The sequence below is a fragment of the Klebsiella sp. GB_Kp047 genome (assembly GCF_040065235.1).
Taxonomy (GTDB): domain Bacteria; phylum Pseudomonadota; class Gammaproteobacteria; order Enterobacterales; family Enterobacteriaceae; genus Klebsiella; species Klebsiella quasipneumoniae.
The window spans coordinates 781070-802097 of record NZ_JBEAJG010000041.1 but is presented as its reverse complement, the minus strand read 5'-3'; the positions used below and the strand labels follow the sequence as shown (position 1 = coordinate 802097).

Annotated in this window: 24 protein-coding genes and 1 pseudogene; 15 read left to right on the top strand and 10 right to left on the bottom strand. The window is 58.5% G+C overall.

Features of this window, described 5'->3' with window-relative positions; all coding sequences use genetic code 11:
- Positions 1-91 precede the first annotated feature (91 nt).
- Positions 92-592: a YbaK/prolyl-tRNA synthetase associated domain-containing protein gene (locus tag ABLV76_RS24540; RefSeq protein ID WP_048294505.1), complete on the bottom strand. Its 501-nt coding sequence runs from the start codon at positions 590-592 to the stop codon at positions 92-94.
- A gap of 95 nt (positions 593-687) precedes the next feature.
- Positions 688-844, bottom strand: a pseudogene (locus tag ABLV76_RS24535) (hypothetical protein).
- Between ABLV76_RS24535 and ABLV76_RS24530 the strand changes: the two are divergent.
- Positions 839-1975 carry a glycosyltransferase family 9 protein gene (locus ABLV76_RS24530; RefSeq protein WP_072500806.1) on the top strand — a complete coding sequence of 379 codons (1137 nt, stop codon included), beginning with the start codon at positions 839-841 and terminating at the stop codon, positions 1973-1975. The pseudogene ABLV76_RS24535 and the gene ABLV76_RS24530 overlap by 6 nt on opposite strands.
- A 185-nt stretch (positions 1976-2160) precedes the next feature.
- Here the strand turns inward: ABLV76_RS24530 and ABLV76_RS24525 are convergent, their stop codons facing one another.
- On the bottom strand, positions 2161-2403 hold the full coding sequence (locus ABLV76_RS24525) for a DinI family protein (RefSeq protein WP_004203750.1): 243 nt from the start codon (positions 2401-2403) through the stop codon (positions 2161-2163).
- Between the two features lie 270 nt (positions 2404-2673).
- Between ABLV76_RS24525 and ABLV76_RS24520 the strand changes: the two genes are divergently transcribed.
- Together ABLV76_RS24520 and ABLV76_RS24515 are read left to right on the top strand one after the other, a co-directional pair.
- Complete coding sequence (locus ABLV76_RS24520) at positions 2674-3093, top strand: translesion error-prone DNA polymerase V autoproteolytic subunit (RefSeq protein ID WP_004203751.1); 420 nt, start codon at positions 2674-2676, stop codon at positions 3091-3093.
- A 2-nt stretch (positions 3094-3095) separates the two neighbouring features.
- Positions 3096-4361 (top strand): Y-family DNA polymerase, encoded by a 1266-nt coding sequence (locus ABLV76_RS24515; RefSeq protein ID WP_004203752.1) that lies wholly within the window; start codon positions 3096-3098, stop codon positions 4359-4361.
- Positions 4362-4367: 6 nt separating this feature from the next.
- On the opposite strand, the gene ABLV76_RS24510 is transcribed toward ABLV76_RS24515, so the two are convergent.
- Positions 4368-5273 (bottom strand): LysR family transcriptional regulator, encoded by a 906-nt coding sequence (locus ABLV76_RS24510; RefSeq protein WP_348878526.1) that lies wholly within the window; start codon positions 5271-5273, stop codon positions 4368-4370.
- Between the two features lie 166 nt (positions 5274-5439).
- Between ABLV76_RS24510 and ABLV76_RS24505 the strand changes: the two genes are divergently transcribed.
- Positions 5440-6189 (top strand): SDR family oxidoreductase, encoded by a 750-nt coding sequence (locus ABLV76_RS24505; RefSeq protein WP_023317977.1) that lies wholly within the window; start codon positions 5440-5442, stop codon positions 6187-6189.
- Positions 6190-6277: 88 nt separating this feature from the next.
- Here ABLV76_RS24505 and ABLV76_RS24500 read toward each other — a convergent pair whose 3' ends face one another.
- Together ABLV76_RS24500 and ABLV76_RS24495 are read right to left on the bottom strand one after the other, a co-directional pair.
- On the bottom strand, positions 6278-6871 hold the full coding sequence (locus ABLV76_RS24500; protein ID WP_048326301.1) for an ester cyclase: 594 nt from the start codon (positions 6869-6871) through the stop codon (positions 6278-6280).
- 2 nt (positions 6872-6873) lie between these two features.
- Positions 6874-7983, bottom strand: a complete 1110-nt coding sequence (locus ABLV76_RS24495) for an alkene reductase (protein ID WP_043522464.1) — start codon at positions 7981-7983, stop codon at positions 6874-6876.
- A gap of 101 nt (positions 7984-8084) precedes the next feature.
- Between ABLV76_RS24495 and ABLV76_RS24490 the strand changes: the two genes are divergently transcribed.
- The 8 genes from ABLV76_RS24490 (at position 8085) to ABLV76_RS24455 (ending at position 15333) form a co-directional block, all read left to right on the top strand.
- Positions 8085-8993, top strand: a complete 909-nt coding sequence (locus tag ABLV76_RS24490; protein ID WP_004203758.1) for a LysR family transcriptional regulator — start codon at positions 8085-8087, stop codon at positions 8991-8993.
- A 123-nt stretch (positions 8994-9116) separates the two neighbouring features.
- Positions 9117-9974 carry a MurR/RpiR family transcriptional regulator gene (locus ABLV76_RS24485; RefSeq protein ID WP_004203760.1) on the top strand — a complete coding sequence of 286 codons (858 nt, stop codon included), beginning with the start codon at positions 9117-9119 and terminating at the stop codon, positions 9972-9974.
- A 128-nt stretch (positions 9975-10102) separates the two neighbouring features.
- On the top strand, positions 10103-11431 hold the full coding sequence (locus ABLV76_RS24480) for an aspartate aminotransferase family protein (protein ID WP_135683077.1): 1329 nt from the start codon (positions 10103-10105) through the stop codon (positions 11429-11431).
- Positions 11428-11982: a hypothetical protein gene (locus ABLV76_RS24475; RefSeq protein ID WP_023317981.1), complete on the top strand. Its 555-nt coding sequence runs from the start codon at positions 11428-11430 to the stop codon at positions 11980-11982. Before ABLV76_RS24480 ends, ABLV76_RS24475 begins: the two co-directional genes overlap by 4 nt.
- A gap of 127 nt (positions 11983-12109) precedes the next feature.
- The gene (gene glnH, locus ABLV76_RS24470) at positions 12110-12862 is read left to right on the top strand and encodes a glutamine ABC transporter substrate-binding protein GlnH (RefSeq protein ID WP_017898602.1); all 753 of its coding nucleotides are present in this window, start codon (positions 12110-12112) and stop codon (positions 12860-12862) included.
- 51 nt (positions 12863-12913) lie between these two features.
- Entirely contained in the window at positions 12914-13570 is a 657-nt protein-coding gene (glnP, locus tag ABLV76_RS24465) for a glutamine ABC transporter permease GlnP (protein WP_004203767.1), read from the top strand.
- Positions 13571-13572: 2 nt separating this feature from the next.
- On the top strand, positions 13573-14295 hold the full coding sequence (glnQ, locus tag ABLV76_RS24460) for a glutamine ABC transporter ATP-binding protein GlnQ (protein WP_004203768.1): 723 nt from the start codon (positions 13573-13575) through the stop codon (positions 14293-14295).
- A 21-nt stretch (positions 14296-14316) separates the two neighbouring features.
- On the top strand, positions 14317-15333 hold the full coding sequence (locus ABLV76_RS24455) for an acyl-CoA--6-aminopenicillanic acid acyl-transferase (RefSeq protein ID WP_043522477.1): 1017 nt from the start codon (positions 14317-14319) through the stop codon (positions 15331-15333).
- Here ABLV76_RS24455 and ABLV76_RS24450 read toward each other — a convergent pair.
- The gene (locus ABLV76_RS24450; protein WP_049115125.1) at positions 15330-16520 is read right to left on the bottom strand and encodes an MFS transporter; all 1191 of its coding nucleotides are present in this window, start codon (positions 16518-16520) and stop codon (positions 15330-15332) included. The genes ABLV76_RS24455 and ABLV76_RS24450 overlap by 4 nt on opposite strands.
- A 175-nt stretch (positions 16521-16695) precedes the next feature.
- Here ABLV76_RS24450 and ABLV76_RS24445 point away from each other — a divergent pair, with 175 nt between their 5' ends.
- Positions 16696-17577 carry a LysR family transcriptional regulator gene (locus ABLV76_RS24445; protein WP_017898598.1) on the top strand — a complete coding sequence of 294 codons (882 nt, stop codon included), beginning with the start codon at positions 16696-16698 and terminating at the stop codon, positions 17575-17577.
- Between the two features lie 71 nt (positions 17578-17648).
- Here ABLV76_RS24445 and ABLV76_RS24440 read toward each other — a convergent pair whose 3' ends face one another.
- Positions 17649-17768 carry a hypothetical protein gene (locus ABLV76_RS24440; RefSeq protein WP_032425956.1) on the bottom strand — a complete coding sequence of 40 codons (120 nt, stop codon included), beginning with the start codon at positions 17766-17768 and terminating at the stop codon, positions 17649-17651.
- 67 nt (positions 17769-17835) lie between these two features.
- Between ABLV76_RS24440 and ABLV76_RS24435 the strand changes: the two genes are divergently transcribed.
- Positions 17836-18147 carry a hypothetical protein gene (locus ABLV76_RS24435; RefSeq protein WP_004203773.1) on the top strand — a complete coding sequence of 104 codons (312 nt, stop codon included), beginning with the start codon at positions 17836-17838 and terminating at the stop codon, positions 18145-18147.
- A 246-nt stretch (positions 18148-18393) separates the two neighbouring features.
- Positions 18394-18834 (top strand): VOC family protein, encoded by a 441-nt coding sequence (locus tag ABLV76_RS24430; protein ID WP_004203774.1) that lies wholly within the window; start codon positions 18394-18396, stop codon positions 18832-18834.
- 147 nt (positions 18835-18981) lie between these two features.
- On the opposite strand, the gene ABLV76_RS24425 is transcribed toward ABLV76_RS24430, so the two are convergent.
- Positions 18982-19464: a glutathione peroxidase gene (locus tag ABLV76_RS24425; protein WP_004203776.1), complete on the bottom strand. Its 483-nt coding sequence runs from the start codon at positions 19462-19464 to the stop codon at positions 18982-18984.
- A 251-nt stretch (positions 19465-19715) separates the two neighbouring features.
- Positions 19716-20999 carry a YeaH/YhbH family protein gene (locus ABLV76_RS24420; RefSeq protein WP_049115129.1) on the bottom strand — a complete coding sequence of 428 codons (1284 nt, stop codon included), beginning with the start codon at positions 20997-20999 and terminating at the stop codon, positions 19716-19718.
- Positions 21000-21028: the final 29 nt, after the last annotated feature.

Sequence of the window (21028 nt, the reverse complement as noted above, 5' to 3'; positions counted from 1 at the left end):
ATGCCAAAAAATATCCTGCTGACTCTACGCATCGTGGCGTGAATAAACAGGATTTTTACGCCATGCGGCGGAAATCAGGGCCGATGCCCGGTTAGCTAAGACGGCGAAAGGTCGCGATCTCCGGTCGGGCGATATGTAAATAGTCTTCGGTATCGAGAATGATCGATCGGTCCAGGCGCCCGGCGTTAAAGGCGATTTGTGGGAAGCGCTCAAACAGCAGCGGGTCGGCCACCAGCCGCAGCGCCGGATGGAAACTGAAGGGGGGAATGGCGCCGAACGCGCAGGCGGTGAGCGCTTCCACTTCCGCCGGGCTGGCCAGCGAGGCTTTGCTGCCGCCGATATGCCGGGCCAGGCTGGTGAGGTCGGCCTGCCGATCGGCGGCGAGGATCGCCAGCACATGCTGGTTGACGCCGTTTCCTTTGACTTTACAGACTAACGCTTTCGCGCCCTGGCCAAGCGCGGTGCCGCGGATCGCCGAGACGGCTTCGCACTGGCCGACCGCCTCGTGCGCCATCACCCGATAGCGCGCCTGATGTTCGTCGAGCAGCGCGCACAGCCGCTGATGGATATTACCTTCTACTGCTTCAAGCATAGCGTCCTCCTGACTTCATAAAGCAGCCAGCTTAGCGCTGTTGCGCCGGCCTGCCAACGGTGGGCCGGCAAATTCACTATTCACTCATTATTGCTTCACAGTGCTGTGGTGCAATCCCGCAGGGCTGGATGAGTTTTGTAAATAAAAAAAAGAATGATTTTCATTTTCAATCGAACTTTTTTTATTTCGCTCAGTCTCTATCGGACGACACAGAATATTAATGATTGCCGTAATGAGGTTAGGATGATGCACGATGCAACCATGCAGGGCTCCCCACGCAAGAAGTTTAATAAAATAAGGGAGCTCAACAGACGGCGAAATTACTTTACTAAGAAAGTACGTAATGCCCTGCGGGTGGGCGTGGCGAAAGCGCTCTGGGATCGCCGACGCCGTCAGCCGGTGGATTTGTCGTCCGCGAAAACCGTCTTACTGATGCGCAATGAGGGGGCGGTCGGCGATGTGGTGGTGGATTCCGCGCTGGTGAAATGCCTGCATCAGTCAGGCTATATCGTTGATTTCCTGCTGACGACCTCTAATAGCCAGGTGATGCGTTATAACCCGCGGATCCGCTATATTTATGAAGCTGAACCGGTTACGTCCGCCGATTTTTTGCGAAAATTTAATCATAACGTTCCCCGCGATGTTATTAATGAACTGGCTAATAATAAGTACGATATTATTATTGACCCTTCGCTGTTCGATATTCCCGTGCATCGCCTGCGGCTTTTCCGACAAATAAAAGCGAAATCGGTGCTCGGGTTTAATAAATGGCCGTCGATTAAGCATTATTCCCACTCTTTTGATTTTGACTGCCAGCGCTGGCACGTGACGAAAACGTTCGAGCTGATCGCCGATTATCTCAAACTGGACACCCGCGGGCTGGACGCTTACGACCTGGCGGTGCCCGGGCCGATTATGCAGGAGGTGGCGCAGTATCTGGCGTCGCTGAGCAGAAAAGCGGTAGTGATTAATATTTTTGCCGGCCATGGCGACCGCAGTCTCTCGCAGACGCAGTTGGCCGAACTGCTCGACAAGCTGCTGGCTCGCCATCCGGGGATCGCGGTTATTCTGCTCGATCACCGGCGTGAGATCCGCATCCCGCTGCCGCCGGAGGTGGTGATTAACCCATTTAACACGTTACACCATGCGATGGCGCTGATCGCCCTGGCGGAGCTGATTATCTCCCCGGACACCTCGGTGGTGCACATGGCGGCGGCGTGGAACAAACCGCTGATCGCGGTCTACAAGGACGTTCTGCTTAATAATCGGCTGTGGGCCCCGGGCTATGACAACGCCAGACAGATTATTGTTAAATGCGGGAAGGTGCATGAGCATCGCGAACTGGCGGATAGAATTATAGCGGCGCTACCGGAGACGCTGTGAGGGCGATGAGGAAAGGCCGGCAGGCATGCCCGGGAAGCTCACCTGCTGGCCGTATGCAAGAGCCAGCAGGTGAGCGAAGGTTGCATTGCCAGTCTGCAACCGCCGCTATTGTACTGTTGCCCGTGGCTCTGCCACATCCGGGAAAGCTCTTAAAGAGGGGGGGGCGCCGCGACTAACGGGCGGCATTACTCTTCAGTGAGCCACATGTCCGCCTCTTCAAACATCTCCTGCACCGTGCGGCTGATCAGCTCTTTTTCATGCTTGCTGGCGTCGGTGTTGATCGCCGGCAGCGTCATCATCGGCTTCACGCGCACTTCCGCCTCCGGGAAAATGCGCTGCATGCGTTTGGTCAGCTCGTTAAGAATGGTCTCTCTGGCGCCCGGCAGCCCGGCAAAATTGCGCTTGTCATAAATCAGTTCCACAAACATCTTCTGTCCTCTGTATGCTGATCGCGGGCGTTAGTTTTACTGTATTAATGTACAGTGTCAAGCGAATGCCGCGGCGCGGCGCATCTACCCCCTCGCGCGGCGGGCGGGCTGCGCGCAAAAGCAGCAAACGGTTCGCGGGCGCTGAAGAGGACCCCCATTGACATCAAGGAGTTATTTCAGTGCTGGCGATTGATAGCTGGAGCCGATATTGACCGGCAAAACAGGCAAAACTACTGTATATATATTCAGTATTGTGTGATGGGTTAAAAAATGAACTTTTACACGCCGGTTGAGCTACGTCAGATTGTCTCCTTTCCCTTTTTTGCCGACCTGGTGCAGTGCGGCTTTCCCAGCCCGGCCCAGGACTATGTCGAGAAGCGAATCGACCTCAACGAGCTGCTGGTGCAGCATCCCAGCGCGACCTATTTTGTCAAAGCCGCAGGCGACAGCATGATCAATGCCGGCATTGACGAAGGCGATCTGCTGGTGGTGGACAGCGCGCGTAAAGCGGAGCATGGCGATATCGTCATTGCCGCCGTCGGCGGCGAATTTACGGTAAAAAAGCTGCAACTTCTGCCCCGGGTGCAGCTTAACCCGATGAACCCGGCCTATTCGCCCATCGTGGTCGGCCGCGAGGAGACGCTCGATATTTTCGGCGTGGTGACCTACATCATCAAGGCGGCGGGTTGATCATGTTCGCGCACTGTGATGTGAACGCCTTTTATGCGAGCTGCCAGACTGCCTTCCGGCCAGACCTGAAGGGGCGCCCGGTGGTGGTGCTGTCGAACAACGATGGCTGTGTGATCGCCCGCTCGGCGGAGGCGAAGCCGTTTGTGAAAATGGGCGAACCCTACTTTAAGCAGAAGGCGGCGTTTCTTCGCCACGGCGTCGTGGCGTTCAGCAGCAACTATGAGCTGTACGCCGACATGTCCAACCGGGTAATGACCACCCTGGAAGAGCTCGCCCCGCGCTGCGAAATTTACAGTATCGATGAAGCCTTTTGCGATGTCAGCGGCGTGCGCCACTGCAAAGATCTGACCGACTTTGGCCGGGAAATCCGCGCCACGGTGCAGCAGCGCACCCATCTGACGCTGGGCGTCGGGATCGCCCCGACCAAAACCCTGGCGAAGCTGGCCAACCACGCGGCGAAGCAGTGGCAGCGGCAGACGGGCGGGGTGGTGGATTTATCCTGCCCGCAGCGGCAGCGGAAGCTGATGGCGCTGTTGCCGGTGAGTGAGGTCTGGGGCATCGGGCGGCGGATCGGTAAAAAGCTTGAGGCAATGGGGATCGGCACGGTACTCCAGCTGGCGGAGAGCGATATCCGCTTTATCCGCAAGCACTTCACGGTGGTGCTTGAGCGAACGGTACGGGAGCTGCGCGGCGAGCCTTGCCTGGCGCTGGAGGAGTTTGCTCCCGCTAAGCAGGAAATTATCTGCAGCCGCTCGTTCGGGGATCGCATTACGGCCTATGAGGATATGCGCCAGGCGATCTGCAGCTATGCCGCGCGGGCAGCAGAAAAGCTGCGCGGTGAGCATCAGTACTGCCGGTTCGTCTCCGCCTTTGTCAAAACCAGCCCCTTCGCGCTGAATGAACCCTATTACGGCAACAGCGCCTCACTGAAGCTGCTGACGCCGACGCAGGATTCCCGGGATATTATCGCCGCGGCGACAAACTGCCTGGACGCCATCTGGAAAGCGGGGCATCGCTATCAGAAGGCCGGGGTGATGCTCGGCGATTTCTACAGCCAGGGCGTCGCCCAGCTGAACCTGTTCGACGAGCTTGCCCCGCGGCAGAACAGCGCCAGGCTGATGCAGGTGCTCGACCAGCTGAATGCGAAAAACGGCAGGGGGGCGCTCTATTTTGCCGGCCAGGGGGTCCAGCAGCAGTGGCAGATGAAGCGAGAGATGCTATCGCCGCGCTACACCACGCGATACGGCGACCTGCTCCGCGTCAGATAACGCGCGCTATCCCTGCACCGCAGACGGAAAAACCGCCGCCAGCCAGTCAATAAAGACGCGGAGCCGGGGCGGGACGTGCCGGTGCCGGGCATAGACAACGTGAAAAGGATAGGGGGCCGGGCGCCAGGCGCTGAGGATCTCCACCAGCTCGCCGCTCGCCAGCGCCGGTTTCAGCGAATAGGTAAAGGTCTGCACAATGCCTAAGCCCGCCTCGCCGGCGGCAATATGCGCGTTGCTCTCATTGATGCCGAGATGGTGCTCCGTCTTCAGCTCGGTGCTGACGCCGTGACGGGCAAAACGAAACGGAAACGCTCTGCCGCTGGCCGGCGACAGGTAGCTGATGAGCCGGTGGCCATGGTTCAGTTCATCCGGTGAGGCGGGCGTACCATAGCGCTGAAGATAGCCCGGGGTGGCGCAGGTAACCAGCGCCGCCTCGCCGATTTTACGGGCAATCAGCGTCGAGTCTTCCATCGGTCCGCCGTGGATGGCGCAGTCAATATTGCCGCCGATCAGGTCCGAGGGCTTATCGGCCACTTGCAAATCGATACGGATATCCGGCCAGGTGGTCATAAAGTCCGCCAGCAGCGGGATCAGCACATCGCGCGCGGTCGACCCGCCGATGGCGATCCGCAGATGGCCCTTTGGCTTATTGCGGGCGGTATTGAAGGCGGCGTCGATCTCTTCCAGGTCTTCCAGCAGGCGCCGGGCCTTTTCATAGTATTCCCGTCCTTCCGGCGTCACGGTGATACGCCGCGTAGTGCGCTGCAGGAGAGAAACCCCAAGATGCGCCTCCAGTTGCTGAATGGTTTTGCTGAGGGTGGCGTTGGGCATATTCAGCGAGTCCGCGGCGCGGGTAAAGCTGCCGGCTTCGACAACGCGGGTGAAGGCTTTAAGAGCTGAAAACCGGTCCATTATTCGCTTTATCCTGGTTACTGGAGGTGATTATCCACCGAGGGGAAGAGTGTTTTTCAGATTAGGCCATTTTTCCGCCTCGCCGGGACGATTACAGTGCTTTCCATACCCGGCGGGGCGCTTTCGCGAGCCTGGCCTGTTTATACTCTAACCAAGGAAATGCACCATGAGCAAAAAACTTGCGGATAAAGTGGCGTTAGTCACCGGCGGCAGCGCCGGGATTGGCCTGGCGTCGGCGAAAGCGCTGGCGGAGCAGGGCGCGAAGGTGTACATCACCGGCCGCCGTCAGGAGGAGCTGGATGCGGCGGTAAGATTCATCGGACCCGCCGCCCGCGGGATCCGCGCTGATGCCGGCGTGTTAAGCGACCTTGACGCGGTATTTGCGACCATTGCCGACGAGTCCGGCCGGCTGGATGTACTGTTCGCCAATGCCGGCGGCGGAGACATGCTGCCGCTCAGCGCCGTTACCGAAGCGCACGTTGACCGGATTTTTGCCACTAACGTGCGCGGGGTGGTGTTCACCGTGCAGAAAGCGCTGCCGCTGCTCACCGACGGCGCCTCGGTGATTTTGACCGGCTCTACGGCGGCGGTAAAAGGGACGGCTAACTTCAGCATCTATAGCGCCAGTAAGGCCGCAGTACGCAGCCTGGCGCGCTCCTGGGCGCTGGAGGTTAGCGACCGCGGGATCCGCATCAATGTGGTCAGCCCGGGGCCGGTACGTACCCCGGGTCTGGGAGGGCTGGTGGCGGAGGCGGATCGCCAGGGCTTGTTCGATGCTCTGGCCGCCGGCGTACCGCTCGGGCGGCTGGGCGAGCCGGAGGAGATTGGCCGGACGGTGGTGTTTTTAGCGTCGGATGAGTCGAGCTTTATTAACGCCGCAGAGATTTATGTCGACGGCGGGCTGGCGCAAATCTAAGCGCCGGCTGACGCCAGGCGAGTCGTCCCAGCGGAGACCGGGGCGGCTCGCCGTGTTGGCGATCGCTGACGCACCCTCCGGGGGCGGCTTATTGCGCGCCCAGCTGTTTCATCAGCGTCAGGTTATCTTCAATATGCCAGTTGGCGGTAATTTTACCGCCGCGGATCTGATAGATATCGGTGGCGATAAAATCGATATTTTGTCCCTTACCCTGCCGGGTGCCGAAGGTCCCGGTAAAGCGGCCATGAAAATGTAAGTGTGAGACCACCCGGTCACCGGCCACGATCATTTGTTCGACATCACAGCGTAAATCCGGCACCGCCTGGCGAAACGCTCTGGAGGCGAGGATCGCCCCTTCCGGCCCCTGTCGGCGACCTTCCGGGGGCGTTTTATCGATAAAATTCTCCGCCAGCGCCGCCCGGGCCAGCGCGGCATCACCGGTATTCCAGAACGTGGCATACTGCCTGGCGACATATTCATTGGCGGCGCGTGTGGCTGCGGGAAGGCTGCCGTCAGCGATGAGTTGCGCCGGCTTTAGCAGATCCTGTTGGGCTGCATACGCGGAGCCGGACATTGCGACAAGCAGCAGCGCGGTGGCGCAGCGACGGCGAATGAGGCCGCGTCTGGCCAGCGTGCGGGCAACCGCGACACCACGGCCGGCAGGTAACATTTTGCGGGTCATTTTCACTCTTTATGCTCCGTATAGAAGGGATAGTCGGTATAGCCCGCCGCCGTGCCGCCAAACAGCGTGCCGGGATCGCTGACGGTCGCCAGCGGCCAGCGGTGCAGAAGCCGCTGCGGCAGGTCGGGATTGGCAATAAACGGCCGGCCGAAAGCCACGAGGTCGGCGAGACCGGCGTCAAGAATGCGCTCCGCCTTCTGCTGATCGTAATTCCCGGCCACGATCAGCGTGCCGCTGAAGGTCGCGCGCAGCGTGTCGCGGAAGCGTCGGGGAACGGCTGGGGCATCGTCCCAGTCCGCCTCCGCCAGATGGATAAAGGCGATGCCCTGCTGTTCGCACCAGGCCGCCAGGGCAAGGATGGCATCGATCACCTGCGGGTCATTCATCCCGCGCTGGGTAATGAAGGGGGAAAGGCGGATGCCCGTCCGCTCGCGGCCGATTGCGTCGCCGATGGCGGTCAGCACCTCCTGGGCAAAACGGATCCGGTTGTTCAGGCTGCCGCCGTACTCATCGGTACGCTGGTTGGCGGTCCGCCGCAGGAACTGGTCGATCAGATAGCCATTGCCACCGTGTACTTCCACGCCGTCAAACCCCGCCGCGATCGCATTGCGCGCCGCCTGACGGTAATCGGCGACAATACGCTGGATATCCGACCGGGAGAGCGCCCGCGGCGGTGAACAGTCCACCATCTGGCCCCGGCCCTGCTCATCCACCACCCAGACCTGGGCGTCCGGCGCCAGCGCCGAGGGGGCCACGGGTTGACCATCCGCATGAAAACGGGCGTGCGACATGCGTCCCACGTGCCAGAGCTGAGAAAAAATAACGCCGCCGGCCTGATGTACGGCTCGGGTCGTCAACTGCCAGCCGGCAATCTGGTCTGCGGAATGCAGGCCGGGCGTCCAGGAATATCCCTGTCCCTCGGGAGAGATTTGCGTCGCTTCCGTAACGATCAATCCCGCGCTGGCGCGCTGGCGGTAATACTCCGCCATCAGCGCGGAGGGGATATTTCCCGGCTGCAGCGCGCGCGCCCGGGTCATGGGAGCCATGACGATACGGTTTTTCAGCGGCAGCGTACCGATGCGATGACGATCAAAAAGTGAGAGCGTGTTCATAGTGGTGTCCCTTGCGAAGTGGAATGGAAATCACTTTACAGTCGGGAGCTGATTTTGATAATTAGACGAAAAATAGATTCACTTTTCGGGAAATACGAAAAATGGGCAAGCTGGAAGATATGGCGCTGCTGGTGGCAGTCGCCGAAGCGGGGGGACTCTCCGCCGCCGGTAGACGGTTGTCACTTTCGCCGGCCACCATGACGGCCCGCCTGAAGGCGATGGAAGAGCGTTACCAGACCCGCCTGTTCCATCGCTCCACGCGCGCTATCACCCTGACCAACGCGGGGGAAGATTTTTATCATGCCGCGCGGCGCGTACTGGAGGAGGCGCGCCACGCCGAGTCGTTGCTGACGCAAAAAGAGGGCGTCCTGAGCGGCGATATTCGCCTTTCCGCCCCCTCCGACTTTGGCCGACAATACCTTAGCCCGGCCATCGTCGACTTTACCCGCCGTCACCCGGAAGTGACCTTTTCCGTCTACTTAGGCGAGCGCGTGGAGGATCTGGTCGCCAACCGGCTGGATATGAGCATTCGCGTCGGTAATCTGCCGGACAGCAGCCTGGCCATCCGCCACATCCGTCCTAACCACCGGGTGCTGGTGGCCTCGACGGCTTACCTTGCCGCCCGTGGAACGCCGGCTTCGCCCGAGGCGCTGCATCATCACCGCTGCCTGGCGCTGGAGCGGCATGGTGTGGTGATGAACGAGTGGCGCTTTGAGGAGGCGGGAAAAGAGCAGATCATCCGGGTGACGCCGGCGATGGTCTGCGACGATGGGGCGCTGCTGCGGCAGTGGGCGCTCAGCGGGTCGGGGATCGCCGGTAAATCATGGTGGGATGTGAAGAGGGATGTCGAGGAGGGGCGGCTTCAGGTGCTGTTTGCCGATCGCTTCACCGGATTTAGCCCTTTAGACCGCAAGGAGGTTGGGCTGCAGTTTGTCTTTCCCCAGCGAAAGCTGCAACCGCCGCAGGTGTCGGCGTTTATGGCGTTTTTTATCGACTGGCTGGAGAAGTGACGGGCAGGCGGTTCGCCATGCTCAGGAGCGCAAAGGATGGCCCCCGGGTGTTAGACCAGCCTATAGAGTCTTGATCTCAAATATGATTAGATAGCTTTCACTTAAAACCAGTCAGTGGCTGCCATGAATCTCAGGGAAAAAATCATTAATGAATTCGGCGGGTTGTCGCCCGAGCTGCAACGCGCCGCCGAGTTCTCACTGCAAAATGCCAGTCAGCTGGTGGTGTTATCAATGCGTGCCTTCGCGGCGGAAGCCGGGGTAAAACCGGCGACGCTGCTGCGTCTGGCGCAGCGACTGGGCTACCGCGGCTGGAGCGAGCTGAAAAGTGATTTCATTGACGATCTGGGGCTGCGCAATGATACATACGTATCAAAAGCGGAAAAAATGATGGCCCGCGGAACGCAAACGCAGCTGTATAAAGAGGTTTTTCAGGCGCATCAGGCGAATCTGACCTTTACGCAAAATGAAAATGCCCAGGAGATGGAGCAGGCGGTGACCTTGCTCGATAGCGCGGAGAATGTCTATATCTGCGGATTCCGCGCCAGCTTTCCGATCGCGTGGTCGCTGTTCTATGTCTATCGACTGTTTAACCGCCAGGTGTCATTGATCGATGGCCTGGCCAGCAATATCGAAGTCTTTACCCGCGAACTAACCGCCCGGGACTGCGTCTTACTCACCAGCTTTGCTCCCTATTCACGCGAATCACTGGATGTTTTACAGGCAGCCCGGCAGGCCGGGGCGAAGATCCTCGCCATTACCGACTCGCCGGTTTCCCCCTTAGCGCAGGCGGCAGACTGCACGCTGCTGTTCTCCATCGACAGTCCGTCATTTTTCCCTTCCGTGGTCTCCGGCATGGGCCTGGCGGAGTGCCTGCTGGCGATGCTGGTGGTGCGCCACGGCCGGGAGGCGGTGAGTAAAATTGAAAATGCCGAACGCTATCTTATTGAGTCTGGCGCCTACGTGATCCCCGGTAAGTCCTGATAAATGATTCAAATGTATCAATTATAAGAATAACGGATGCATTTATATCTTTAATTCGTTGACGTGATCCAAATGGATCCTGCAAGATACGCTCAATTCATGTAGCGGATTCAGGAGCAGAACCCAGTATGAGTCATGTCATTCACCGCAGCCTGCGTGGCACGCCGATGGTGGCTTCACGTGCGCAAGGGGCCTATATCTTTGATGCCCAGGGAAAACCGTATCTTGATGCCTGCGGCGGGGCGGCGGTTTCCTGCCTCGGACACGCGCATCCTGATGTGCTGGCGGCGATGCACCGCCAGATCGATCGGCTGGCCTATGCGCATACCAGCTTTTTCACCAGCGATGCCGTCGAGCAGCTTGCCGAACATCTCACCCGCACGGCGCCCGGCGAGCTTAACTACGCCTACTTTGTCTCGGGCGGTTCTGAGGCGGTTGAGACGGCGCTGAAGATGGCGCGGCAGTACTTTGTGGAGATCGGCCAGCCATCGCGCACCCGCTTTATCGCCCGTAAACAGAGCTATCACGGTAATACGCTGGGCGCGCTGGCGGTGGGGGGGAACGAATGGCGCCGTCGTCAGTTTGCTCCCTTATTAATGGATGTTATCCGCGTCTCCGCCTGCAATGAGTACCGCGATCGTCGGGCTGACGAGACCCAACAGCAATATACCGAGCGCCTGCTCAATGAGCTGGAGCAAGCCATCCTTGAGGCCGGCCCGGAAACGATCATCGGTTTCTGTGCCGAAACCGTGGTGGGGGCGACGACGGGAGCCACGCCGCCGACGCCGGGCTATCTGCAAGGGGTCCGCCGCCTGTGCGACAAATACGGCATCCTGTACATCGCGGATGAGGTGATGTGCGGTATGGGGCGGACCGGGACGCTGCATGCGTTTGAACAGGATGACGTGGTGCCCGATTTAGTGACCATCGCCAAAGGACTCGGCGGAGGCTATCAGCCGATTGGGGCGGTGCTGGCGAGTGAGACTATCGTCTCCGCGCTAAAGGCGGGCAGCGGGTTGTTCCAGCATGGTCACACTTACATTTGTCATGCCACCGCCGCGTCGGCAGCCCTGGCGGTGCAGCAAGTGATCGCGCGGGATAATTTGCTGGACGCCGTCAAACAGCAGGGCGCCTATCTGCACAAGGCGCTGCGCGAGGTGCTGGGGGAGTTACCGCATGTCGGTGATACGCGCGGACGCGGCCTGTTTGCGGGGGTCGAGCTGGTGCGTGATAAAGACGACAAAACGCCGTTCGATCCTTCCCTGAAGCTGCACGCTGCGATCAAAGCAAACTGCATGGCGCGTGGACTGATGGTCTATCCCATGGGCGGCACCATCGATGGCCAGTCTGGCGACCACATTCTGATTGCACCGCCGTTTATCATCACCCCGGCGCAGCTCGATTTTGTGGTCGATACCCTGAACTGCGTGATCCGTGAAGAGACGGGGAAATTATGAGCAATCGTTTACCGCCCCTGGCGGAACAGGAATGGGACGTTCAGCAGCGTCAGTTAGCGGAAGAGATTATCAACGGACCGCGCGGCGCCTTGCTGCCGCCCTTTGAACCGCTGCTGCGGAGCCCCGAGCTGATGGCCCATGCCCAGCGTATGGGGGAGTACCTGCGCTATCGCAGCGCGCTGGGCCAGCGTCTTTCTGAACTGGCGATTTTGCTGACCGCGCGGCACTGGTCGCAGCCGGTTGAGTGGGCGATCCATGCGCCGATAGCACGCGAGAAGGGGATTGCTGCCGCGGCGGTGCAGGCGATTAAGGAAAGGCGCCGGCCCGTGGATCTCCGGCCCGATGAGCAGACGGTCTATGACTTCTGTCAGCAGCTGCATCAACAGCAAAAGGTCAGCGATGAGACCTGGCAACAAGCCATTGAGTTATGGGGCGAGAAGGGCGTGGTGGATCTGATTGGAATAAACGGTTATTACAGTTTTCTCTCCATGGTGATGAACAGCGCCCAGACGCCAGCACCGGCTACCTCTGACTCTCTGTTTTCTGCATAAGTTATCGTTTTTATTCGGGCGCATAAAACTGCGCCCGGTATATCAGCTCTTGTTATTGATTCTTCCGGCGAGATATTTCGCAGGGTGACGTTCGTTGTAGGCTATTTCACTGACGCTGAGGGTAATTATGAGTGGATTATTTAAGAAATTAAAGCTGACGCTGGCATTAGTTATTTGTTCAGCCAGTTTTGTTACAGCAGCAGAAGATAAAATAACGGTGGGTGTCGATACTGCCTTTGTTCCATTTGAATTTAAACAAGGCGATAAATATGTCGGCTTTGATATCGATCTGTGGGACGCGATTGCGAAGAAAATGCATATCAGCTACGAATTAAGGCCGATGGATTTCGGCGGCCTGATCCCCGGTCTGCAGTCGCGTAATCTGGACGTGGCGATGGCGGGAATAACGATTACCGATGCGCGCAAGCAGGTCGTGGACTTCAGTGAAGGATATTATAATGCTGACCTGTTAATAGCCGTGAAAAGTACCGACAATTCCATTGTTAAATTCAGTGATTTGACCGGGAAAAAAGTCGGCCTTAAGCAGGGGACGGCGGCAGCCAGCTTTATGAAAAGCAAATATAAAGCGAATTACATCGAGTTCCCGAATATCGATAACGCTTACCTTGACCTGCAGGCCGGTAATCTCGATGCCGTCGTTCATGATTCGCCGAATGTCCTTTACTACGTGAAGACGGCGGGTAATGGCAAGGTCAAATCCACTGGTGAGACGGACAGCATTCTGCCACAGCAGTATGGCTTTGCGATGCAGAAAAACAGCAGCCTGACGCCAAAAGTCAACCAGGCCCTGCAGGCCCTGCGCGCCGATGGTACCTACGACAAGATTTACGTAAAGTGGTTTGCTAAACAGCCGAAATAACCCTGCCAGGTCGGAGCGATCCGACCTCATATTTTCTTTACGGGTAGAAGCATGAATTTTGACAGTCGCTATATTTGGGATGCATTGCCGCTGCTGATGCAAGGCTTGCAGCTGACGCTAATTATTTCGTTATCAGGTTTGTTAGGTGGATTAATCATTGGTTTGCTGGCCGGGACCTGCCGCGCATTAGGTGGGACAATATCCAAAACGGTATCGCTGGTGTTTGTGGAATTAATCCGCGGGACGCCAATTATGGTGCAGGTGATGTTTATTTACTTCGCCCTGCCGATGGTGTTGCCGGTGCGTATTGACCCGGTTCCTGCCGCCATTATCACCATTGTGATTAACTCCGGGGCTTATATAGCGGAGATCACCCGGGGCGCGATTCTGTCGATCAATAAAGGATTTAAAGAAGCCAGCCTGGCGATGGGATTATCGCCGCGCAGCACCCTGTGGCATGTCATTATGCCGCTGGCTTTTCGGCGGATGATCCCGGCATTAGGCAATCAATGGATTATCAGTATTAAAGATACGTCGCTGTTTATTGTGATTGGCGTGGCAGAATTAACCCGTCAGGGACAAGAGATTATTGCCGGCAACTTTCGGGCGCTGGAGGTGTGGACGGCGGTGGCGATGATTTATCTGTTTTTGACATTGTGCCTGAGCTTCCTGCTAAAACAAGTTGAGAAAAGGATCCATATTTTATGAGCATGGTTGAATTTAGCGCGGTGGCGAAAAACTTCGGCGCCACTCAGGTGCTGCACGATATCAATTTAAAGATTGAAGCGGGCGAGGTGGTGGTGATCATCGGTCCTTCCGGCTCGGGAAAATCGACCCTGCTGCGTTGTATTAACAAGCTGGAAGAGATCTCCTCGGGCACGCTGCTGGTGGCGGGCATGCATATTACGGATCCGCACGCGAATGAGTGTGATATTCGCCGCGAAGCCGGTATGGTGTTTCAACAGTTTCATTTGTTCCCGCATCTGACCGCCCTGGAGAATGTCATGTTCGGTCCGCTTCGCGTGCGCAAGCAGAGCAAGGCCACAGCGCGGGAGCAGGCGCTGGCGTTGCTGGATCGCGTGGGGCTGCGTGAACGCGCTAACCACTATCCTGCCGAGCTCTCGGGCGGTCAGCAGCAGCGTGTGGCGATAGCTCGCGCCCTGGCGGTGAAACCCAAAATGATGTTATTTGATGAGCCAACATCCGCCCTCGATCCTGAACTGCGGCATGAGGTGTTAAAGGTCATGCGCTCGCTGGCCGAAGAGGGCATGACGATGGTGATTGTGACCCATGAGATTGGCTTTGCCAGAGAGGTGGCTTCCCGTTTGATCTTTATTGATGGCGGCACTATTGCCGAAGATGGTTCACCTGAGGCGCTGCTCACGGCCAGCAGCAATCCGCGTCTGCAAGAGTTTTTGCAACACGTATCCTGAACATAAGTGAATAATGACAATATGAAAACAATCGCAATCCGTGGTTCCGCCTTTGCGGTCGGTCAGCAGCTTGGCGCGTTTGGTCGTGAGGCCTGGCAGACAAAAATCAGGCAAACGGCGCTGTGGCAAACGGTGGCCGCCCTGAAAACGACGGAACAGACCCAGCGCATGCGCGCAGCCGTGCAGGCTCAGTTCCCGCTGATCTGGCAGGAGCTGGAGGGCATGGCGGAGGGGCTGCAGGCGCCGGTGGATGAGGTGTTCGCCTGGAACTGTCGCGGCGATCTGGTACGTTCGACGTCGGATGGCTGCACCACTCTGGCGGGGAGAAGCGCAGAGGGCGAGTTGATCATTGCGCACAATGAAGACGGCTTCCCGCAGCTGCGTGAAGACTGCGCCATCGTCAGCATAACCCCGGACGTGGGCCTCGCCTTTACCAGCTTCGCCTATCCCGGCTCCCTGTGCGGACATACCTTCGCAGTGAATGAGAAGGGGATAGTCAATACGGTCAACAATATTCGCGCCGTGCATCGTCCGGACGGGATGCCGCGCCAGATTCTGGCCCGCGCCTCGCTGAACGCCACCACCTTAGAGGAAGCCGTCACTCTGCTGAGCGCCACGCCTCGCGCGGGCGCGTTTCACCACACCCTGGGCCAGATGGGCGATAGCCGTCTGTTTAGCGTGGAAGCCACCGGCTCCGGCAGCTCGGTGCTCGCGTTGTCCGCCACCAGCGGGCATGCCAACCATCTGATCCATCCCCAGCTTGCGGCTATTGAACAGATCGTGACCGGCAGCTCCGGCTCGCGCCAGCGGCGCCTGGACGCGTGGCTGGCGACGAACCCGCCGCTGGATGGCGTGACAGCGAAAGCGATGCTCTCCGACCAGCAGGATCCGTTGTTACCGATTTACCGGCTTTCTCCCGACGATCCTGATGAGGAAAATACGCTGGCGACGGCCATTTTTACCTTGAGCGCGACCCGCGTCGTGTGGCAGGTCTTCACGCTGGACCGTGAAAACGCGGTTTTACAGGGCAGCGTTTAGCGGCCCGAGGGCGCTTTCAGCAGAGCGATCAGCAGCGTACTGCCCACCATGATCCCCGCCGCCAGCCACACCATTCCCGACAGGCCAGCTGAGGCGATCAGCTGGCCGCCGACAAGCGCCCCGGTGCCGATGGCGGCATTAAAAATGGCCACGTAAATGGCTGACGCCGGCTGGGCGACCGCGCCCGCGCTGCGCAGTAGCCAGGTCTGTAAGCCGACGAACACAATCGCGATGCCGGCGCCCCACAGGGCTAACAGTAGCCCGCTAAAACAGAATGGCAGTGGCGCAAAACGGGCGGTGCCAAGGATCGCCAGCGCGCCCCCGCTCAGCAGCAGCGCAGCGAAAATCAGCCCCTTCAGATGACGATCGATGAGCTTCCCCGCGATAACGTTACCCAGCAGCCCGGAAACCCCTGACAGCAGCAGCAGGCCGGAGAGGGCGGTCGTCGGGACTCCCTGCAGATTTATCAGCAGCGGTTCAATGTAGGTGAAGGCGGCAAAGTGAGCGGTAATGATGCATGCCGTGGCGCCATACAGGCCACCGAGCAGCGGATTGCGGAAAATATCACGATAAACGCGCAGCCTGACGGGGGCTGGGGCGGCCAGCGCGGGCAGCGTCGAGCACAGCACCGCAGCGGCGGCCAGTGACAGCAAGGCCATCGCCATAAACGCGTATCGCCAGCCCGCCAGGGTGGCGATAAAGCTCGCCAGCGGCACCCCCACTACGCTTGCCGCCGACACGCCGCCAAAAATGATCGCCGTGGCCAGCCCCAGCCGGTGCGGCGGCACCATCTGCGCGGCGACGATGCCAATTAAGGCCCAGAAGGCGCCATGCGCCAGGGCGCCAATCATGCGGGCGCTCATCAGGGCGAACATCGAATAAGACCGGGTTGCGGCGAGGCAGGAAAGCGCGAGGATCAGCATCAGCCCGACCAGCAGCGCCTTGCGGGAAATACGCGCCGGCATTGCGCCGGAAAGCAGAGCCGCCAGGGCGCCCACCCAGCCATAGGCGGTGACGGCGAGACCCATGCCAGATTCAGTCTGGTGAAAATCCGCCGCCAGGGCGCTGAGCATGCCCACCGGCGCCAGTTCGCTGGTGACGATTGAAAAGGCGCAGATCCCGAGTGCAACGACGGCTATCCAGACGCGCGCCGGCGCCGGGTGGAGGGGTAAAGCAATCTCTTTCATATCAGGCGTATCCTTAGGAAAGGAGCGTTCCGCGCGGTACACGGACGTTCAGGTGAGGAGAGAGCAGGCGACCGGATGGCCTGGTTGTCTCCGCGAGTGGCGTGCAGTATCATCCCTGCGAAACTGATAAAAAATAGCGGAAAACGGAGAGTCGTTTTCCATAAATGGAAAACAGATGACCGCAGAATTTAACTGGGATGATGCGCGCATATTCCTCGCCATCGCCCGGGCGGGAACGCTGAGCGGCGCCGCCGACAAGATGAACATGGGGATAGCCACGGTCTCCCGCCGGCTGGATCGGCTGGAGCAGGCGTTGAACGTTCCGCTCTTCAGCCGCCATCAGAGCGGCTATCGCCTGACCGATGATGGCGAAGCCCTGCTCGCGCGGGCCGAGGCGCTGGAATACGCAGGCCTGGCGTTTGGCGAAGCGGCGCAACTGCAGGGGCATGTCGCCGGGGTTGTCCGCCTGGCCACCTCGGATAACCTGGCCACGCATTTTATTCTGCCCTCCCTGAAAGGGCTCCTGGACCATTATCCCGAGCTGCGGGTGGAGGTGCTGAGCGGTGTGCAGCCGGTGAACCTGCACCGTCGGGATGCCGATCTGGCGATCCGCATGGTCAAGCCTGAGGCCGGGCATTTGACGTTAAAGCGACTGGGGACGGTGGGGTTTGGCGTCTATGGCGCCGCCGGCTATCTGGCCGGTGCGGACGGCCTGTCGCTGAGCGAGGCGGACTTTGTGGGGTGGCCGGAAACTCACCAGCACCTGCCGGCCGCCCAATGGATCGCGCGCACCCTGAGAGGGCGGCCGTGTAAAGTCGAAGCCAATACGCTCGTGGCCCAGGTTTCCGCGGTATCCGCGGGCCTCGGACTGGGCGTTCTGCCGCACTTTATGGCGCGGGCCAGCGGCCTGCAGTGCCTGCAGCCGGAGATCGGCGCGGATCAGACTCTCTGGCTGGTGATGCATTCCGACCTGGCCGGGTCCAGACGCGTGCGGGTTATCGCCGACCATCTCATCACCCTCTTTGCGGCCCATCAAGATCGGCTGGCGATGCCCTGAAGGGGCGCGGCTTGGGCGTGTAGCGATACGACAGCCCGAGGCTGACGAGCCACGATTTTTTTCCGCGCCAGCTAACAGCGATACTCGCCGCGCAATATTCGGCCCAATGCTGCTCCGCAGTCAAAAATAGTGCAGAGTGAGAGGATATCCCCGTCCGGCAAAATAATTTTGTGTTGTGGCCAGCGCCGCATTGTTGCGCTCCCCCAGAAATGCCTGTCGATGTTAGGGTGAGATGTTTATCACCACAGGAGAATGCAAATGATTGTCAGGACCTGGCATGGCTGTGTGCCATTGCAGCATGCTGAGGGGTTTGCCCGCCACCTCGAGCGGACCGGCGTGGAACACGCTCAGAGCATCGCCGGCAACAGAGGCGCCCTGGTGCGCCGGGAAAACCAGGGCGAATGGGCGCATTTCTTTCTCGCCACCTACTGGCAGGATCTCGCGGCGGTCAAAGCCTTCGCAGGCGAAGACTATCACGTCGCGGTCACCTATCCGGACGATGAAGTATTCGAACTCCTCTCCGACCCCTACGTGTTTCAGCATGAAGTTGAGGCCGTGTCGCCGCTGTAGACTGATGACCGGGCAGGTGGAAGATCGGCCAGCAACAGACGGTTGCTGGCCGCGTGAGATCGACTGACGTCACCGGTTAATTAACCCTGGACCGCTCAACTGCGCCAGCGTTTAACAGGTCGGGCTATGTCGAAACCGCCGATGCTCAGACGGCAAACGGCGTCAGGCGCATCAGAGGAAATCGTTTATTGTTACGTTAAGAGGTATCCTGCCTGTTCTGGGAAACGGCAAAGAGGATGTCATAAGATGCTGGCTTATATCACGATAGGTACCAATGATTTTCAGCGCTCAGTAGATTTTTATGACGCTATTTTTAATGTTCTTGGCTACTCACGTCTGCCTGCCTGGACAGACAGCTGGGCAATGTGGGGAGATAAAAATAATCCGGATAAGGCGTTCAGCTTTTGTATTTGCCCTCCTTTTGACGGACATTCCGCAACGGCGGGAAACGGGACAATGTTTGCATTCCAGGCTGATAACGCAGAGATTGTCAGACAGTTCCATGCCGCAGGCCTTCTTGCAGGAGGGCAAAATGAAGGCGCACCGGGCACACGCCCCGCCTATGGCCCCGACTTTTATGTGGCCTACCTGCGCGATCCTGACGGGAATAAGCTGGCATGCGTTTGTCAGCATTATTCTCCCGCAACTGATAAGTTCGTCAACCAGAAACAGGCGCTTCGCATATAGCATCTTACGGTTTTGCGCGTTTACAGCCCCTGACGTGAAATAGGGCGTTCCGGCGACAGCTGGCGCGGTCGGCTACAGGCCAGGAACCAACATCTACCTTGTATGGGCAGCCAGCCACCGTTGGGTAAACGTGGAATGACTGCACACTCAGCGCTTGAGGGCGGCAACAATGGAAGCCTCCATTTTCTCCGGCGTCGTGAACGGCGCAAAACGCGTGAGGGGTGTGCCGTCGCGACCGATGAGGAACTTGGTGAAATTCCACTTGATCCGTCCGCCTAGCACGCCGGGCAACGCTTGTTTCAGATAACGAAACAGCGGGTGTGCAGCGGGGCCGTTGACGTCCACTTTCGCAAACATTGGGAAGCTCACGCCGTAGTTAACGTGACAGGTCTGCTCGATTTCATCCGCACCGCCGGGTTCCTGCTTGCCAAACTGGTTGCACGGAAAACCAAGCACCACCAGCCCCTGAGCCGCGTACTTTTTGTAGAGCGCTTCCAGGCCAGCATACTGTGACGTGAAGCCACAATGGCTGGCCGTATTCACCACCAGAACCACCTTGCCAGCATAGTCAGCCATGGAGAGAGGTTGGCCGCGCAGGCGGGTGGCGGTCAATTGATAAAAAGGGGTCATAGCAGGCTCCTGAGAGTGGAAACAGTGCAACGCTGACGATCGCGTGAATGTTTGAAGCAGATTAGGCAGTTATAATACACAGGGTTAGGGATTTGTACCTGGAATGTACAACATGGGGGAAAGAAGCATTTTGCGATGAGGCATTTGCATCTATTCTGCACAAAAAATGAGCGTATTGATTAATAGAGAAATAAAAGCATTTAAAAAATAAATCAGCCAGCAGGTGACGCTAACTGGCTGATTTTATTTAACTACGCTTCACTTTTAGAGGACTGCTTGTGAAACAGTTCGCGGAATACCGGGTAGATATCCTCCTGGTCGCGAATATGCTGCATGGCGAAATTATCAAAGGTCGCCTGCAGGTGTTCATACTCGCGCCACAGGGTCTGGTGCGCCCGGCGGGTAATTTCGATATAGCTGTAATAACGCACCACCGGCAGAATTTTCTTCGCCAGCAGTTCGTGGCACAGTGGGGAGTCATCGGCCCAGTTGTCGCCATCCGACGCCTGGGCGGCGTAGATGTTCCACTGCGCCGGGTCATAACGCGCCTGCACCACCTCATCCATCAGCTTGAGGGCGCTGGAAACGATGGTGCCGCCGGTTTCCTGAGAATAGAAGAATTCGTGTTCATCCACCTCTTTCGCCTGGGTATGGTGGCGGATATAGACCACATCGACGTTTTTATAGGTCCGGCTGAGGAACAGATACAGCAGGATATAAAAGCGCTTGGCCATGTCTTTGGTGGCCTGGTCCATCGAGCCTGAGACGTCCATCAGGCAGAACATTACCGCCTGGCTGGAGGGCTCCGGCCGTTTTTCGTAATTTTTGTAGCGTAAGTCAAAGGTGTCGATAAACGGCACCCGTTCAATTTTAGCCCGCAGCTCGGCAATCTCTTTGCGCAGGCGCTCCTCCTCCAGCAGCTGCACCGGCTCGCTGCGGCTGATGGTCTCCAGATCCTCCTCCAGAGCGCGCAGTTCACGGCGCTTGCCGGCGGTCATCGCCGTCCGACGGGCCAGCGAGTTCTGCAGCGAACGCACCACGCTGATGTTGGCCGGCACCCCGTTAGAGGTAAAACCCGCGCGATGGGTTTTAAACTCGTTTAGCTGCCGGTGCTGATTTTTCTTCAGGTTCGGCAGGGCGAGATCTTCAAACAGCAGATCCAGGTACTCATCTTTTGAAATCTGGAAGACAAACTCATCCTTCCCTTCGCCATCGGCGCTGGCTTGCCCCTGACCGCTGCCACCGCCGCCGCCGCCCCCTTGCGGGCGTTCGATCCGATCGTTTTGCACGAAATGGTCATTACCCGGGTGGACGCGGTTGCGTAGTCCGCCGCGACCCTGATGAAACATCGGCTCGTTGATATCGTCCGTCGGGATCGAGACGGATTCTCCGCTCTCAATATCGGTCACCGAGCGCTTGTTGATGGCCTCGGAGATTGATTGTTTAATCTGCGCCTTATAACGGCGCAAAAAGCGCTGACGATTGACGGCGCTTTTGTTTTTCCCGTTCAGGCGTCGGTCTATGAACCAGGTCATATGCCCTCCTGTACTGCATTAGCCAACTT

Excerpts from the sequence above, each read along its gene's own strand:
- ABLV76_RS24540 (WP_048294505.1), bottom strand. The coding sequence starts at position 592 with ATGCTTGAAGCAGTAGAAGGTAATATCCATCAGCGGCTGTGCGCGCTG.
- ABLV76_RS24530 (WP_072500806.1), top strand. The coding sequence starts at position 839 with ATGCACGATGCAACCATGCAGGGCTCCCCACGCAAGAAGTTTAATAAA.
- ABLV76_RS24525 (WP_004203750.1), bottom strand. The coding sequence starts at position 2,403 with ATGTTTGTGGAACTGATTTATGACAAGCGCAATTTTGCCGGGCTGCCG.
- ABLV76_RS24520 (WP_004203751.1), top strand. The coding sequence starts at position 2,674 with ATGAACTTTTACACGCCGGTTGAGCTACGTCAGATTGTCTCCTTTCCC.
- ABLV76_RS24515 (WP_004203752.1), top strand. The coding sequence starts at position 3,096 with ATGTTCGCGCACTGTGATGTGAACGCCTTTTATGCGAGCTGCCAGACT.
- ABLV76_RS24510 (WP_348878526.1), bottom strand. The coding sequence starts at position 5,273 with ATGGACCGGTTTTCAGCTCTTAAAGCCTTCACCCGCGTTGTCGAAGCC.
- ABLV76_RS24505 (WP_023317977.1), top strand. The coding sequence starts at position 5,440 with ATGAGCAAAAAACTTGCGGATAAAGTGGCGTTAGTCACCGGCGGCAGC.
- ABLV76_RS24500 (WP_048326301.1), bottom strand. The coding sequence starts at position 6,871 with ATGACCCGCAAAATGTTACCTGCCGGCCGTGGTGTCGCGGTTGCCCGC.
- ABLV76_RS24495 (WP_043522464.1), bottom strand. The coding sequence starts at position 7,983 with ATGAACACGCTCTCACTTTTTGATCGTCATCGCATCGGTACGCTGCCG.
- ABLV76_RS24490 (WP_004203758.1), top strand. The coding sequence starts at position 8,085 with ATGGGCAAGCTGGAAGATATGGCGCTGCTGGTGGCAGTCGCCGAAGCG.
- ABLV76_RS24485 (WP_004203760.1), top strand. The coding sequence starts at position 9,117 with ATGAATCTCAGGGAAAAAATCATTAATGAATTCGGCGGGTTGTCGCCC.
- ABLV76_RS24480 (WP_135683077.1), top strand. The coding sequence starts at position 10,103 with ATGAGTCATGTCATTCACCGCAGCCTGCGTGGCACGCCGATGGTGGCT.
- ABLV76_RS24475 (WP_023317981.1), top strand. The coding sequence starts at position 11,428 with ATGAGCAATCGTTTACCGCCCCTGGCGGAACAGGAATGGGACGTTCAG.
- glnH (WP_017898602.1), top strand. The coding sequence starts at position 12,110 with ATGAGTGGATTATTTAAGAAATTAAAGCTGACGCTGGCATTAGTTATT.
- glnP (WP_004203767.1), top strand. The coding sequence starts at position 12,914 with ATGAATTTTGACAGTCGCTATATTTGGGATGCATTGCCGCTGCTGATG.
- glnQ (WP_004203768.1), top strand. The coding sequence starts at position 13,573 with ATGGTTGAATTTAGCGCGGTGGCGAAAAACTTCGGCGCCACTCAGGTG.
- ABLV76_RS24455 (WP_043522477.1), top strand. The coding sequence starts at position 14,317 with ATGAAAACAATCGCAATCCGTGGTTCCGCCTTTGCGGTCGGTCAGCAG.
- ABLV76_RS24450 (WP_049115125.1), bottom strand. The coding sequence starts at position 16,520 with ATGAAAGAGATTGCTTTACCCCTCCACCCGGCGCCGGCGCGCGTCTGG.
- ABLV76_RS24445 (WP_017898598.1), top strand. The coding sequence starts at position 16,696 with ATGACCGCAGAATTTAACTGGGATGATGCGCGCATATTCCTCGCCATC.
- ABLV76_RS24440 (WP_032425956.1), bottom strand. The coding sequence starts at position 17,768 with ATGCGGCGCTGGCCACAACACAAAATTATTTTGCCGGACGGGGATATC.
- ABLV76_RS24435 (WP_004203773.1), top strand. The coding sequence starts at position 17,836 with ATGATTGTCAGGACCTGGCATGGCTGTGTGCCATTGCAGCATGCTGAG.
- ABLV76_RS24430 (WP_004203774.1), top strand. The coding sequence starts at position 18,394 with ATGCTGGCTTATATCACGATAGGTACCAATGATTTTCAGCGCTCAGTA.
- ABLV76_RS24425 (WP_004203776.1), bottom strand. The coding sequence starts at position 19,464 with ATGACCCCTTTTTATCAATTGACCGCCACCCGCCTGCGCGGCCAACCT.
- ABLV76_RS24420 (WP_049115129.1), bottom strand. The coding sequence starts at position 20,999 with ATGACCTGGTTCATAGACCGACGCCTGAACGGGAAAAACAAAAGCGCC.